The 13,062-nt window shown below is 71.7% G+C and carries 17 protein-coding genes; 12 read left to right on the top strand and 5 right to left on the bottom strand.

What is annotated here, in order from left to right; translation table 11 throughout:
* On the top strand, window positions 1-1,104 hold the full coding sequence (locus RMN56_RS16195) for a succinate dehydrogenase/fumarate reductase iron-sulfur subunit (RefSeq protein WP_313724549.1): 1,104 nt from the start codon (window positions 1-3) through the stop codon (window positions 1,102-1,104).
* Between the two features lie 85 nt (window positions 1,105-1,189).
* On the opposite strand, the gene RMN56_RS16190 is transcribed toward RMN56_RS16195, so the two are convergent.
* Window positions 1,190-1,627: a (deoxy)nucleoside triphosphate pyrophosphohydrolase gene (locus RMN56_RS16190; protein ID WP_313724548.1), complete on the bottom strand. Its 438-nt coding sequence runs from the start codon at window positions 1,625-1,627 to the stop codon at window positions 1,190-1,192.
* Between the two features lie 184 nt (window positions 1,628-1,811).
* Here RMN56_RS16190 and RMN56_RS16185 point away from each other — a divergent pair, with 184 nt between their 5' ends.
* The 4 genes from RMN56_RS16185 (at window position 1,812) to RMN56_RS16170 (ending at window position 3,750) form a co-directional block, all read left to right on the top strand.
* A complete protein-coding gene (locus RMN56_RS16185) occupies window positions 1,812-2,120 on the top strand; it encodes a 4a-hydroxytetrahydrobiopterin dehydratase (protein WP_151462084.1) in 309 nt (102 codons plus the stop codon).
* A 131-nt stretch (window positions 2,121-2,251) separates the two neighbouring features.
* Entirely contained in the window at window positions 2,252-2,566 is a 315-nt protein-coding gene (locus tag RMN56_RS16180) for a hypothetical protein (protein WP_262283890.1), read from the top strand.
* A gap of 97 nt (window positions 2,567-2,663) precedes the next feature.
* A complete protein-coding gene (locus RMN56_RS16175; protein WP_313724547.1) occupies window positions 2,664-3,026 on the top strand; it encodes a PH domain-containing protein in 363 nt (120 codons plus the stop codon).
* A gap of 1 nt (window position 3,027) precedes the next feature.
* Window positions 3,028-3,750, top strand: coding sequence for a class I SAM-dependent methyltransferase (locus RMN56_RS16170; protein WP_313724546.1), 723 nt, complete (start codon window positions 3,028-3,030; stop codon window positions 3,748-3,750).
* 8 nt (window positions 3,751-3,758) lie between these two features.
* Here the strand turns inward: RMN56_RS16170 and RMN56_RS16165 are convergent, their stop codons facing one another.
* Window positions 3,759-4,214, bottom strand: a complete 456-nt coding sequence (locus RMN56_RS16165) for a hypothetical protein (protein WP_313724545.1) — start codon at window positions 4,212-4,214, stop codon at window positions 3,759-3,761.
* A gap of 61 nt (window positions 4,215-4,275) precedes the next feature.
* Between RMN56_RS16165 and RMN56_RS16160 the strand changes: the two genes are divergently transcribed.
* The 4 genes from RMN56_RS16160 to RMN56_RS16145 are packed head-to-tail and all read left to right on the top strand — an operon-like array spanning window position 4,276 to window position 6,958.
* Window positions 4,276-4,992, top strand: coding sequence for a SanA/YdcF family protein (locus RMN56_RS16160; protein WP_313724544.1), 717 nt, complete (start codon window positions 4,276-4,278; stop codon window positions 4,990-4,992).
* Between the two features lie 34 nt (window positions 4,993-5,026).
* Window positions 5,027-5,395: a hypothetical protein gene (locus RMN56_RS16155; RefSeq protein WP_313724543.1), complete on the top strand. Its 369-nt coding sequence runs from the start codon at window positions 5,027-5,029 to the stop codon at window positions 5,393-5,395.
* Window positions 5,396-5,446: 51 nt separating this feature from the next.
* Window positions 5,447-5,995, top strand: a complete 549-nt coding sequence (locus tag RMN56_RS16150; protein WP_313724542.1) for a GNAT family N-acetyltransferase — start codon at window positions 5,447-5,449, stop codon at window positions 5,993-5,995.
* A 48-nt stretch (window positions 5,996-6,043) separates the two neighbouring features.
* Window positions 6,044-6,958, top strand: coding sequence for a hypothetical protein (locus RMN56_RS16145; protein ID WP_313724541.1), 915 nt, complete (start codon window positions 6,044-6,046; stop codon window positions 6,956-6,958).
* On the opposite strand, the gene RMN56_RS16140 is transcribed toward RMN56_RS16145, so the two are convergent.
* Window positions 6,950-7,735: a pentapeptide repeat-containing protein gene (locus RMN56_RS16140; protein ID WP_313724540.1), complete on the bottom strand. Its 786-nt coding sequence runs from the start codon at window positions 7,733-7,735 to the stop codon at window positions 6,950-6,952. The two genes, RMN56_RS16145 and RMN56_RS16140, sit on opposite strands and share 9 nt — an antisense overlap.
* A gap of 85 nt (window positions 7,736-7,820) precedes the next feature.
* Between RMN56_RS16140 and RMN56_RS16135 the strand changes: the two genes are divergently transcribed.
* The 3 genes from RMN56_RS16135 to RMN56_RS16125 all read left to right on the top strand — a co-directional run bounded on the left by RMN56_RS16135 (window position 7,821) and on the right by RMN56_RS16125 (window position 10,689).
* On the top strand, window positions 7,821-8,786 hold the full coding sequence (locus RMN56_RS16135) for a phosphotransferase enzyme family protein (protein ID WP_313724539.1): 966 nt from the start codon (window positions 7,821-7,823) through the stop codon (window positions 8,784-8,786).
* A 105-nt stretch (window positions 8,787-8,891) separates the two neighbouring features.
* On the top strand, window positions 8,892-9,668 hold the full coding sequence (locus RMN56_RS16130; RefSeq protein ID WP_313724538.1) for a hypothetical protein: 777 nt from the start codon (window positions 8,892-8,894) through the stop codon (window positions 9,666-9,668).
* Window positions 9,669-10,137: 469 nt separating this feature from the next.
* Complete coding sequence (locus RMN56_RS16125) at window positions 10,138-10,689, top strand: hypothetical protein (RefSeq protein WP_313724537.1); 552 nt, start codon at window positions 10,138-10,140, stop codon at window positions 10,687-10,689.
* A 306-nt stretch (window positions 10,690-10,995) separates the two neighbouring features.
* On the opposite strand, the gene RMN56_RS16120 is transcribed toward RMN56_RS16125, so the two are convergent.
* Window positions 10,996-11,769, bottom strand: coding sequence for a maleylpyruvate isomerase N-terminal domain-containing protein (locus RMN56_RS16120; RefSeq protein WP_313724536.1), 774 nt, complete (start codon window positions 11,767-11,769; stop codon window positions 10,996-10,998).
* Window positions 11,770-11,950: 181 nt separating this feature from the next.
* Window positions 11,951-13,036: a redox-regulated ATPase YchF gene (gene ychF, locus RMN56_RS16115; protein ID WP_313724535.1), complete on the bottom strand. Its 1,086-nt coding sequence runs from the start codon at window positions 13,034-13,036 to the stop codon at window positions 11,951-11,953.
* Window positions 13,037-13,062: the final 26 nt, after the last annotated feature.

Genomic DNA, 13,062 nt, shown 5'->3' with positions numbered 1-13,062 from the left:
ATGGGAACTGACAACACGCCGGCGACCGGCAAGTCGGGCACGAAGCGGCCCTTCCGCATCTGGCGGGGCGACGAGAACGGCGGCGAACTGCGCGACTACACCGTCGAGGTGAACGAGGGCGAGGTCGTCCTCGACGTGATCCACCGCCTCCAGGCCACCGACGCGCCGGACCTGGCCTGCCGGTGGAACTGCAAGGCGGGCAAGTGCGGCTCCTGCTCCATGGAGATCAACGGCAAGCCCCGGCTGAGCTGCATGACCCGGATGTCGACCTTCGAGGAGGGGGAGACCGTCACGGTCACCCCGCTGCGCACCTTCCCGGTCATCCGGGACCTGGTCACCGACGTCTCGTTCAACTACGAGAAGGCGCGGGAGACCCCGGCGTTCGCGCCGCCGGCCGACGTGGCTCCGGGCGACTACCGGATGCAGCAGGTCGACGTCGAGCGCTCGCAGGAGTTCCGCAAGTGCATCGAGTGCTTCCTCTGCCAGAACGTCTGCCACGTGATCCGCGACCACGAGGAGAACAAGCCGGCCTTCTCCGGTCCCCGGTTCTTCATCCGGGCCGCCGAGCTGGACATGCACCCGCTCGACGCGAAGACCGACCGCAAGAAGTACGCGCAGTCCGAGATGGGCCTCGGCTTCTGCAACATCACCAAGTGCTGCACCGAGGTCTGCCCCGAGCACATCAAGATCACTGACAACGGGATCATCCCCATGAAGGAGCGGGTCGTCGACCGCAGGTACGATCCCCTTGTGTGGCTTGGTAGCAAGATCTTCCGGAGGGGTCAGGTGCCTCAGACCAGCGTGACCAGCGGGCATTCGAGTGGCGCCGTGACCGCCGGTGCGGCGCACGGCGGGGTGCACTCGCACGCGGGCGGCTCGCACGACACGGCGGCCGAACGGCAGGCGCAGCAGGGTGTCAACTGGCACCGCGAGGTGCCGCACCCGACCGCTCCCGCGGTCGACGTCAACGGCAAGCTGCCGCTGACCGAACTGACCTTCGACCGGGCCGCCGCGCCGTCGCCGTTCGGTGACGACGTGACCTTCCCGCTGCCCCCGGAGCACCTGAACTTCGCCCATCCGCAGCAGGACGAGCCGAAGCACTGAGCAGCACGCTGACAACGACGACGGGGGCCGCGGCACATGCCGCCGGCCCCCGTCCCGTTTCCGGCCCGGTGTCCGAGTCTGTCGATCAGGAGTCGGCGAGCAGCGGGGGCAGGGCGGCCACGATCGGCACGTCGGCCGGCAGCCAGGGGACGGTGTCGAGCTCGCCGGCCGCGAGCCAGCGCAGCTCCAGGTGCTCCAGGGCCTTCGGCTGGTCGTCGTGGAGGAGGCGGGCCACGTACACCCGGAGGACGGACCGGCCGTGGGCCATCCGCACGTCGCGGCCGACCCGCGCGCCGATCTCCACCCGGACGCCGAGTTCCTCGGCGCACTCGCGGGCCAGCGCCTCGGTCTCGGTCTCCCCCGGCTCCACCTTGCCGCCGGGGAACTCCCAGCGCCCGGCCACCTCCGGTGGCGCGGAGCGCGCGCAGGCCAGGACTCTGCCGTCCGCGATGATCGCCGCCCCGACGACCACCCTGGGCTCCCGCCGGTCCTGCCCGTTCCCGCTAACCCGTTCGGTCCGCACGGGCGTCCAGCGTGCCAGATCAATCGGCGGTTTGGGTAGCTGAGTCGACCGTCAGGTCAGCAGAACACGGAAGTGTGGGCGTGGACACACCATCTGTGCGACGACAGACTAGAGGGCGTCGACTGGGACACGGGATGGCGACGATTTGGCCACAAGCCGGGAACGACGCCCTGGAGGTGCGGTGATGCGCGTGCTGTTCAACGGCCGGGCGAAGCACGACTACCTCAGCGACGCGCTCGCCCTGCTGTCCGGCTGGACCCGGGAGGGCGAACAGATCCGCCGCACGCTCGTCATCGACGACACGCAGCACGCCGCGCTCACCGAGCGCGTCGCGGTGGTCGCCGACGCGCTGCGCCTGCGTCCGGAGATCAGCCGCCGGGCCGACCGCACCCAGATCAGGGTGGGTCACGGCGACGGCGAACCGCTCACCGAGGGCGAGGTGCTGCTGGCCGCGCGCATCGAGGACGCGGTCCGCGCGGTCACCGATCTCTGAGCGTCCTCCTGAAAGATCCCTGAAAGTTTCTTGTTAGCAACTAAATCCTCCAGGGTAGGACTTCCGGCACCAGGGAACCGCAAAGGCTCCCGAATGCGACGGAACGTGCCAAACCTCTTGAGGAGCTGACCATGACGACCCCCACCGCCACCAACCGGGCCACCGACCACGTCGAACGCGACGTCCGGCACCCGCACCGGCACGGTGAGGAGACCAAGCCGGCGTGGAAGACCACCGAGCTGGCGGTCTACCTGCTCGCCGTCATCGGCGTCCTGATCGCCTCGAACGCCGTCGGCGACGGCGCCGCGAACAACGGCGGCGACTACTTCGCCGCCGACAAGGCCTGGTGGTACATCACCCTGCTGACCGTCGGTTACCTGATCAGCCGGGGCCTGGCCAAGGCCGGCAGCCGCAGCCGCGACCACGACCCCCGCGTCGACCACTGACCCCGAACCCCGGCAGCCCCGTCCAGGAGGACGGGGGCTGCCGCCGTCGGCCACCGCAGCGCCGGCCGGCTGGCGAGCCCCACCTACCGTCGAGGGCATGGCCGATCCGACGTACGACCGCAAGGAACAGTTCCAGCAGATCCAGAGCGGGCTCCTGCCCGGCGAGCAGATCATCGCCGTCTACGACGCGGTCGGCGCGGGCACCGGGTTCATCGGCCTGACCGACCGGCGGGTCGTCATCCAGGACCGCTCCTTCGTGGGGAAGCGGTACGCGATCACCAGCATCCCGTATGCGAAGATCACCAGCGTGAGCGTGGTGAGCAACAAGTCCTGGGGCGGCTCGTTCTTCTCCACCGGGGCCATCGCCATCCACGTCGGCACGCACACCTACGAGGTGGAGTTCCGGGGCGCGCAGAAGAGCCACCACGTGCACAACGTCATCCTCCACCACATCTCCTGACGTGCCCGTCGACCTGCCGGCGCTCTACGACGCGGACAACGCGTGGGGGCGCGACGACGAGTTCTTCCTGAGCTTCGTCGGGCGGACGCCGGCCCGGGTCCTCGACCTGGGCTGCGGCACCGGACGCCTCACCCTGGCCCTGGCCGCCGCCGGCCACCGCGTCACCGGCGTCGACCCGGAGGTCGCGTCGCTCGCCGCCGCCCGGGCCAGACCCGGCGGCGACCGGGTCACCTGGGTCCCCGGCACCGCCGCCGACCTGCCCGACGCGGCGTACGACGTGGCCGTGCTGACCAGCCACGTGGCGCAGGAGATCCGTGACGATGCGACGTGGGCGGACACCCTCCGCCACCTGCGCCGGGCCCTGGTCGAGGGCGGCCGGCTGGCGTTCGACTCCCGCGACCCGGCCGCCCGGCGCTGGGAACGCTGGAACCCCACCGACTCGCTCCGCCGGCTCACCCTGGCGGACGGCACGACGGTGGACGCCTGGACCGAGCTGACCGCCGTGCGCGACGGCCTGGTGAGCTTCCTGCACCACTACCTGCTGCCCGACGGCGCGGAGCTGCGCAACCCGGGCACGCTGCGCTTCCGCACCGAGACGGAGCTGCGGACCGCCCTCGCCGGGGCCGGCTTCACCGTCGAGCGGGTGCTCGGCGGCTGGGCCGGGGAGCCGGTCGGCGCCGGCGACGACGGAGAGCTGATCGTGCTCGCCCGCGCGGCCGGGTGACCGGGGGGTCAGCGCCGGTACGACAGCTTGAAGTCGAGCGCCCAGTCGGCGCCGTCGGCGGACCGCTCCCAGCGGCCGTCGATGGCGGTGCCGTCCTCCCGCAGCGTCCCGATGAACCGCTGGTGGAAGCCGGGCGCCTCCCGCCACATCCGCCAGACGCCGTCGGCGAACGTCATCCGGTAGACCCGGTGCACGCCGCGGGCGTCGGCGTACAGCACCGCGAACTCCTGGTCCGAGTCGTCCAGGCCGATCAGCTGGGTGGTCGGGAGCGGGTTGTTCTCCCGCCAGGCGAGCGGCGCCGTCTCCGGCAGCGGACCGGCGTCGCTGTGCTGGCGGAGGAACCGGCCCTCCTCCACCCAGCTGAACTCCGTCCAGCCGGCGCCGAGACCCTCGACCTCCGGATGCACCGTCCACCGGCCGACCAGCACGTCGAGCCGCGCGAGCGCCGGATGCCGCTTCCCCATCGCCGTCCTCCTCCTGCCGCCGGGAACCCGGTGGGCGCCGCCGCCTGACAGAATCGCCCGCATGCGGGGGCTGTTCGCGAGGGTCAGGGGATGGTGCACCGACCGCAGACCGACGGTACGCCGGATCCGCCGTACCGTGGTGGTGGTCGTGGCGGGCGCGGCGCTGGTGGCCGCCGGCACCGCGGCCAGCGTGGCGTGGGTCCGCAGCGGCGCGAAGGGCCACCTGTTCACCGAGGCCGACGTGCCGGAAGCCCCGGTCGCCCTGGTCCTGGGCACCAAGGTGGAGGCCGACGGCACCCCGTCGCCGTTCCTCGCCGCCCGGCTGGAGATCGCGCAGCGGCTCCTCGCCGCCGGTAAGGTCCGGGTCATCCTGGTCTCCGGCGACCACATGAACGACGACTACGACGAGCCCGACGCCATGCGGCGCTGGCTCGTCGACCGGGGCGTGCCGGCCGAGAAGGTGGTGCTCGACCACGCCGGCTTCGACACCTACGACTCCTGCGCCCGGGCCCGGCGCGTCTTCGGCGTGGAGCGGGCGACCGTGGTGACCCAGTCCTTCCACCTGGCCCGGGCCGTGTCGGTCTGCCGGCACCTCGGTGTGGCCGCCAACGGCGTGGGCGACGACACCGCCCGGCGGTACGCGCAACGCTGGCGGGTCAGCGCCACCCGGGAGTACGGGGCCTGCGTCAAGGCCACGGTGGACGTCCTCTCCGGCCGGGATCCGGTGCACCTGGGGCGCCGGGAGACCGGGGTGGACGACGCCCTGCGCGCGGGCTGAGGCGCGGCCCGGCCGTCGGGGGTAGGGTCGCGGCGTGGTGAAGCTGGCCGAGGAGACGCTGGCGGCGGTCGGTCGGATGACCGTCGCGGCGACCGAACTGGAGCATGTGCTGTCCCGGCTCGGCGCGGGTGAGGCGGACCCCGACGAGATCTTCGCGCGGGCCGGGGCGCCGCTGCTCGCGGCCCGTGCGGCGGCGCGGTCCGCCCCGCCGGCGATCCGCGCGGACTACGCCAGTCTGGTCGAGGGGGCCGCGACCCAGCTGGCCGTGGGCCAGGCCGCGCTGCGGGCCGTGTGGCGCGGGGGCCGGAGCGATCCGGCGCTGTTCGACGAGATCACCGCGCGGCTGCTGCGCTGCCGGGACGTCCTGCACGACCGGATCCTCGCGCCACAGGGGACCGACTAGACGGGCGTCAGGCTCACGGCGGTCGTCGCGGGGCGGCGCTATCGTTCCCGGATGCCCGCGCTGATCGCGCCCACCGTTCGCCTGCACTCCGCCTGGCTGGCGGCTCACCGGGAGTGGGGTCCCGGCCGCCACGAGGACGGTTTCGGGCTGCGCCCGGCCGACGAGGTGGTCACCCCGGGCGGGTTCGCGGCCTGGGTCGGCCGGTTGACCGACGAGGCGGACCGGACGCCGGAACCGGGCGGGGTGCGGTGCACGTACCGGTGGATCGTCGAAGGTGAGACGGTGCTCGGCGGGATCGCGCTGCGGCACGAACTCGACGACTTCCTGCTGCGGGTCGCCGGCCACATCGGCTACGGCATCCGGCCGTCGGCGCGGCGGCGGGGCCTGGCCACCTGGGCGCTGGGCCGGATGCTCGACGAGGCGCGCGGGCTCGGCCTGGAGCGGGTGCTGCTCGTCTGCGCCGAGGGCAACACCGCCTCGGCGCGCACCATCGAGCGCCAGGGTGGGGTCCTCGAGGCCATCCGGGACACCGAACTGGGCGCCGCCCGGCGTTACTGGATCGCACTCCGGGCGCCGCTCACGCGCCCCCACCCGGGCTGACGGTCCTGGTACATTCGCGCTTCGCCTCGATCGAAAGAGGAACTGCGCATGACCGGCACGGGGGCCGAATCGGGCGCGGGACCGGCGATGGAGCCGGTGCCGGGCACCGGACCAGCCGATCCTTCCGCAGCTCACCCGCTCGGGCCGCCGCCCTCGGGCCACGGGCCACCGCCGTACCCGCCGTCGGCGGTTCCGTTCGGGCCGCAGCCGCCGGCGCCGTGGACGCCGCCGCCCGGTCCGCGCAACCGCACCTTCGTCGTCGCCGCCGTGATCGTGGGCGTGGTGCTGCTGGTGGGCTGCCTCGGCCTGACCGGCGGTGCGCTCCTGCTGCGCTCCGCGACGACCACCGCATCCGCACCGGCGCGGGAGGCGCCCCCGGCGCCCACCACCCGTCACAGCCCCGGCGCGACCGCCGCACCCGAGGCCAGTGAGGAGCCCGTGCAGCAGGGGCCGCAGGCCAGCGAGTACCCGGCCGAGGAGATCTCCGACCTGAACCGGGTGTGCGACGACGGCGTCTTCTACCGGCAGTCGCCGAAACGCGCCGGCAAGGCGCCGCACCCGCTGGTGCTGCTCATCGGGGACGGTTCCGGCCTGCGCTACCAGAACGGCACCTACTACTTCTCCCAGGGCCTGTCGAAGAAGGTGGAGCAGACCTGGGCGCCGGAGTCGCCCAGGAGGGTGCAGATGGTCGCCTGCCTCGACCGGGTCAGCAGCGGCGCGACGATCCGCCGCTGCAAGTACGACGACCCGAAGCCACTGACGTTGACGCTGCTGCGGGCGAGCTGGCGCCTTCGGGTGTACGAGGTGTCGACCGGCCGCAAGCTGCTCGAGAAGGCCATGACGGGCGACGACCAGGCATGCCCGTACGTCGTCCTGGCCGGCCCGGACAAGAAGATCTACGCCGAGGTCAGCGACCGGGCCGCCGTCGCCGCACTCCGCAAGCTGGTCAACGGCTCAGCCTGAACCCGCCCCGCGTGCCTCCAGCACGGCCAGATCGCGCTCCGCGTAGAGCCGGTGCTCCCACTCCTCGTTGAGGACGACCAGCAGGCACTCCCGGATCGGGTAGCTGCGAGGTCGCGGCCAGCCGGGGCCCTCCACCGGCTCGGTGTGGCCGTCGAGCGACTCGGGGGTCAGCCCCTCGATGACCTGGCGCACCGTGGACATCCGGTCGCGGCGCAGCGCGAGCACCGCGTCGAGCGCGGGCCGCGCCTCCCGGTCGCGCGGCACACCCGGGGTGTCCGGCATCTCGTCCCACGGCAGGTCGAGGGGATCCCACGGCGACGGGTCGCCGAGCACGGCCCGCCCGATCCACGCGTCGGTGGCGAAGACCAGGTGCCGCAGCGTCTCGATGAAGGACCACTCACCGTCGACCGACTCGTGCAACAGCTCGGGCCGCAGCCGGCCGGCGCGTTCGACGGTCCCGCCCCAGAGCCGCTCCAGGACGTCCCACGCCTCGCGGAAGCCGGCCGGGTCGGTCGGGCGCATCCGGGCCCGGTCCGGGTGCCGCCGGTCCAGCTCGGCCTGGACCAGCGGCCCGACGTCAACGCCGTTGATCGTCAGGTTCTCGATCTCACCGTGGATGTCGACGCCGACCAGCTCGACGCCGCGCATGGTGGCCCCGCGCAGGTCGACGCCACGGAACCGGGCGCCGGACAGGTCGACGTCGCGAAGCTCGGAGCCGCTGAGGTCGACGTGCTCGAACCGGGAGCCGCGCAGATCGGCGGCGGTGAATTCAGCCACCCGGGCAGGCTAACCGCGACGCCCGACACTTGGCGCCCGGAGGAATGGCCTTGCCGGCCGGTCGGCCGGCTGCGACGCTCCGACTGTGATCGACAAGCCGGATGTCGACGAGCGGTTGCTGGCGGCCGAGGTGGCCGCCGCCTGGGGCGTGGACATCGCCGAGCTCGTCTTCATGCCCGTCGGACTCGACGGGGAGGCCTGGGCGTACCGGGTGGACACGTCCGACGGCGAACGCTACTTCCTGAAGATGCGCCGCGGCGAGTACACGCGGGCCGCCGTCCTGCTGCCCGGTTTCCTCCGCGCCCAGGGCATCCGGCAGGTCGTCGCGCCGATCGAACGGCCGGACGGCGGGATCAGTCGGGGGTTCGGCGAACACCGGCTGCTGCTCTACCCGTTCCACGACGGCGGCAGCCTGTGGGGCCGCGGCCTCACCGACCGCCAGTGGATCGAGTACGGCGAGTTCCTCGGCCGGCTGCACGCGGTCACGCCGAGCGCCGACATCGCCGCGGTCCTGCCGGCCGAGGCCTGGCGGTCGAGCGCCGGCGAGCGGCTGCGTGCCCTCGGCGAGCAGGCCGCCGCGAGCGAGGTTCTCGGCGCCTTCTGGGACCGGTACGGCACCGCGCTGCACCGGTTGTCGGAAACGGTCGACGACCTCGCCTCCCGCGTGACGCACGGTCGGCACGTCGTGTGCCACGCCGACATCCACCCCGGCAACCTCATCGCCGACGGCGACGGTCCACTGCACGTCGTGGACTGGGACGCGCCGATCCTCGCACCCCGCGAGCGGGACCTGATGTTCGTTTTCAGCCAGGACTTCGGCGACCACCCGATCAACGCGCGTCGCGCCGAACTCTTCCGCCGGGGCTACGGGCCGCTGGAACCGGACCAGACCACGCTGGCCTACTACCGCAGCGAACGGCACCTCGACGACGCCGCCGTCTTCCTGCGGAGCATCCTCCACTCCGGCGCCAGTCCGGAATCCCGCGCCAACGACCTGCACTGGCTGACCCGCATCGCCGAGACCGTCGCCGACCCCGGCTGCGCGGCCTGACGCCGCGAGGGTCAGCCACAGTTCGAGCACGATCCCGCGGTCGGGACAGCGCCGATCGGTCCGGACCGGGGAACCTGACGGAAAGGGCAGAACGGGGGCACGGACTTGACGAAGCACACCGTGGACATCGACGAGCAACCCGCCGAGCTGGCTGGGGCGACGCTCCATGCGATCCGGCGTTCGGTCGGGACGCGGCCCCGGCGGTGGCTGATCGCGATCACTCTGCTGCTGGGCCCGCTGGCCGCCCTGGCGATGGCCGCCGCGGAGCAGCCCGGCGATCTGACCTTCGCCACCCTCTCGGATCCGGTGCAGAGCCTCATGTCCGTGACGGTGCCGTTCCTCGGCGTCCTGCTGGCCCAGGACCTGCGCCGGGCATCCCGCACCAGCCGGTTCGCCCCGACCCTGCTGGCGGCGACGCTCCTGGCGGCCGCTGTCGGGCTCTTCGGAGTCCTGGTGTGTGCCGCCGCTCTTGCGCTCGCGCCGTCGGGCACCGCCCCGGACCCCTGGCGGCACGCCGCCACCATCACGCTGGGCGGCGTGCTCGTGCAGATCGTCGCCCAGCTGGTGGGGACCGGGCTGGGCCTGCTGCTGCGGCCCGCTGTCGTCGCGTGCCTCGCCACCATCGTGCTGCCGCTGGGCACGTGGGCCGTGCTGGGCGCGGTCGACGTCCTCCAGCCCGCGCAGGCCTTCACCCCCTACGCCACGGTCCGGCACCTGCTCTCGGGCCGGATGAGCGCGGCGAACTGGGCCCAGTGGCTCGTCGTGCTCCTGATCTGGGGTGTCGGTCCGAACATCGTCGGCGTGGCCCGGTTGAAGCGGCGGAAGCCGGAGGGCGACCCGACACCGGACACCACCGCGCGCGATTCCGCTCCGGCAGCGTGAGTGCGTTCAGACGTTGAAGCGGAACTTAAGGGCCGCGCTCGGCCCACCAGCGGAGACGTTGTCTCATAGCTGGTCACAGGGCGTCTGAGGCTGCCATCATTGCTCGCTGGTCGACAACCTTTGACCGTGTCTTGTGCCCCCGTGTGCCCCACGCGGCCGGCGTCTCTCGACGCTGTGGACCAGAACTCGCGAGTCATCTACATTCGGCCGGTGAATAGCGGCGCGGTCGTCGAGTTTGGTCTGGTCGTCTTCGCCGGCCCTAGCTTCCTCTTCCTCCTTGCCGTCCTCACAGTCTTCTGGAAGCACAAGGATTCAGCCATGATGCGTTGCGTACGAAGCCGCCCCTGATGGCCTTCGTGGGATCAGATTGGTATACCCCCTGAACGAAACGAGCACTTCGACCGTTGATGCCCGATCGAGGCGGGCACGCCACACAATCCGGCTCGTTGTCGCATTTGTAGTGCTTGGTGTGATCGCAATTCTCGCCTCGTTGTACTACGGCGCGGGAGCAAAGCCTCCGGGTGACGAACTCAAGGACCAAGCGCCTTACGGCTGGCAGACCTCTAAAGACGTCGGTTCGACATTCACCGATGGGCTCAACCTCATCACAGTGACGCCACAGGCGCGCGGGCCGTTGCGCCTCATCTCGGCGAGGCCACTCATGGAGGGTGGCGGGAGCGTACGTGTGATTGGAATTCTGGCGCGAATCAACCCCGCCATGTTGCCACCGGGTTCCAAAGTCGGATCGTTCCAGGAGGCACCGGGGTTTCCGCCTACGCTGACCCACGCGGCCGGCGCAGTTCCCGTCGAAGGCCTCATCGTTCAACCGCCGAAGCGAGGCGAGTCTCGCTGGATCGAGCTCCAGATCGGGTACGAAGTCGTCGCGTCGGGTCGCTCCGCACGCCGCGGCATAGAGCTTGTTTACGAATATGAAGGTGCCCAACACAAGGTGGTTATTCCGAGCTACGTGGCGGTCTGCGCGCCTTCTACCGTTACGTGTGAGCCGGAGTACGACACGTAGCTCCATAGCCGGGCTGCCACAGCTGCTGAACGGCGCACTCGACCAGCCGACGCTCGCACCTCCCAAGACCAGGAGGCCGTCCCCGCCTGCTCAGCCCTGACGACGAGGACTTCGTCGTCCAGACGGCCAGCACCCGCCCGACCAAGCTCAGCCAGCCCTTCACCCGCTGGTCCATCCGCAACTGCTCGCCTACCTGCGCGCGCAAGGTGCAACGCCGGGTGATCCGCATCGGCCGCGAGGCCCTGCGCCAACCCCGGGCCCAGTGGCGCCCGCAGACGATCGACAGATGCGCCACAAGTGCGCGTTTTACGCGTTCGGGTCCCAGTCTGCGAGCTGCTCCATCGGCTCGGTGTCGCCGGTGGTCTCCATGCCGTCGAGCGGGACCCGGTCGTAGAAGTAGAGGACCAGTTCGCTCGCTGCGCCTCGCATCGCCATGTCGCCCGGCTCCGCGTCGGCGGCGAGGTCGTCGCAGCGGACGCCATCGGCGTTGAGGGTCAGGCGCCAGGAGCGGCCCTCGGTCGTGTGCAGGTCGATGGTCGCCGGCTTGAACGGCCAGGGGACGGTCGTCGCCGCGACGGTCGTCAGGAACTCGTCGACGCCCTCGACCGCGACGTCCGTCGGCAGCGGCTGTGCGGCCCCCTGGGTGAGCTGGGCGTCGTAGGTGTGGACGGCGAACTCCTGGATCTGGTGCCGGGCCACGGCTCCGCTGGTCTCCGGGGCCTGCGAGCGGCCCCACCAGGTCCAGCAGCCGCGGTCCGGGCCGGCCTCGCGCATCGCGTCGAGCATGAGCTCGGTCGACTCGGCGAGCCAGGCGTCCAGGGCTTCGCGGTCGCGGGGCGCGGTCGGGGCGCCCTTCGGGTCCGTCCGCGCCGGAGGCTCAGCGCCCGGGCCCGCCGCGATGATGGCGGCCTGGCGGCGGCGGCCGTCGCCGAGGTGCTGCGCCAGTTCGCGCAGCGTCCAGTCCGGGCAGGTCGGGACCTGGACGTCGAGGTCGGGGGCGGACGCGATCGCGGCGCGGAACGCGGCCGAGCGGTCTTCGATCAGCCGCAGGACCTCGGGGAACTCCAGAGTGTTTTGCACCGCGATTGTGTATCACTGCGCTCCGGCCGCCGGACAGCGAATTTGTCGGACGAACGCGTCGACAGCCGGGCGGAGCGCCGGCGCCGTCCTGAAACTCCGCGGTCGATGAGGCGTGGGGTTGTGCCCCCGGTGCGCCCCGGAGTGCGGGCGCACCCTCCTGACCTGCGGAAACCGGCCGGTTTCAGACGTTGAAGCGGAACTCCACCACGTCGCCGTCCTGCATGACGTACTCCTTGCCCTCGATCCGGACCTTGCCGGCGGCCTTCGCCGCCGCCATCGATCCGGCCTCGACCAGGTCGGTGTAGGAGACCACCTCGGCCTTGATGAAGCCGCGCTGGAAGTCGCTGTGGATGACCCCGGCGGCCTCCGGCGCGGTGGCGCCGACCGGGACGGTCCAGGCCCGCGCCTCCTTGGGGCCGGCCGTCAGGTACGTCTGGAGCCCCAGCGTGCGGAAGCCCACCCGGACGAGCTGGTCCAGCCCCGGCTCGGACTGCCCGATCGACTCCAGCAGCTCGCGGGCCTCCTCCTCGGGCAGGTCCACCAGCTCGGATTCGATCTTGGCGTCCATGAAGACCGCCTCGGCCGGGGCGACCAGGCCGCGCAGTTCGTCGAGGAACTCGGCGTTGCCCAGCTCGGCCTCGTCGACGTTGAAGACGTAGAGGAACGGCTTCGTGGTGAGCAGGTGCAGCTCGCGCAGGTGCTCCAGCTCGATCTTGGCGGCGGCGGCGCCCGCGTACAGGGTGGTGCCCCCGTCGAGGACCTCGACGGCCTTCTTGGCCGCCTCGACGGCGGCGGCCCGGTCCTTGCGGAGCTTGGCCTCCTTCTCCAGCCGGGGCAGCGCCTTCTCCAGGGTCTGGATGTCGGCCAGGATCAGCTCGGTGTTGATCGTCTCGATGTCGTCGGCCGGGGAGACCTTGCCGTCGACGTGCACCACGTTCGGGTCGGAGAAGGCCCGCACCACCTGGCAGATCGCGGAGGCGTCCCGGATGTTGGCCAGGAACGCGTTGCCCCGGCCCTGCCCCTTGGAGGCACCCCGGACCAGGCCGGCGATGTCGACGAACGAGACCGGCGCCGGCAGCACCTTCTGCGAGGAGAAGATCTCGGCGAGCTTGGCCAGCCGCTCGTCGGGGAGCCCGACCACGCCGACGTTCGGCTCGATGGTGGCGAACGGGTAGTTCGCCGCGAGCACGTCGTTCTTGGTCAACGCGTTGAACAGGGTGCTCTTGCCCACGTTGGGCAGGCCGACGATGCCGATGGTGAGACTCACGACGAGCCAGCTTACGCGCTTCGCCG

The sequence above is a fragment of the Micromonospora halotolerans genome, from assembly GCF_032108445.1.
Lineage (GTDB): Bacteria > Actinomycetota > Actinomycetes > Mycobacteriales > Micromonosporaceae > Micromonospora > Micromonospora halotolerans.
The sequence above is the reverse complement of the archived record's forward strand: the minus strand, read 5'-3'. Positions and strand labels throughout refer to the sequence as shown.

Excerpts from the sequence above, each read along its gene's own strand:
- RMN56_RS16195 (WP_313724549.1), top strand. The coding sequence starts at position 1 with ATGGGAACTGACAACACGCCGGCGACCGGCAAGTCGGGCACGAAGCGG.
- RMN56_RS16185 (WP_151462084.1), top strand. The coding sequence starts at position 1,812 with ATGCGCGTGCTGTTCAACGGCCGGGCGAAGCACGACTACCTCAGCGAC.
- RMN56_RS16180 (WP_262283890.1), top strand. The coding sequence starts at position 2,252 with ATGACGACCCCCACCGCCACCAACCGGGCCACCGACCACGTCGAACGC.
- RMN56_RS16175 (WP_313724547.1), top strand. The coding sequence starts at position 2,664 with ATGGCCGATCCGACGTACGACCGCAAGGAACAGTTCCAGCAGATCCAG.
- RMN56_RS16165 (WP_313724545.1), bottom strand. The coding sequence starts at position 4,214 with ATGGGGAAGCGGCATCCGGCGCTCGCGCGGCTCGACGTGCTGGTCGGC.
- RMN56_RS16160 (WP_313724544.1), top strand. The coding sequence starts at position 4,276 with ATGCGGGGGCTGTTCGCGAGGGTCAGGGGATGGTGCACCGACCGCAGA.
- RMN56_RS16150 (WP_313724542.1), top strand. The coding sequence starts at position 5,447 with ATGCCCGCGCTGATCGCGCCCACCGTTCGCCTGCACTCCGCCTGGCTG.
- RMN56_RS16145 (WP_313724541.1), top strand. The coding sequence starts at position 6,044 with ATGACCGGCACGGGGGCCGAATCGGGCGCGGGACCGGCGATGGAGCCG.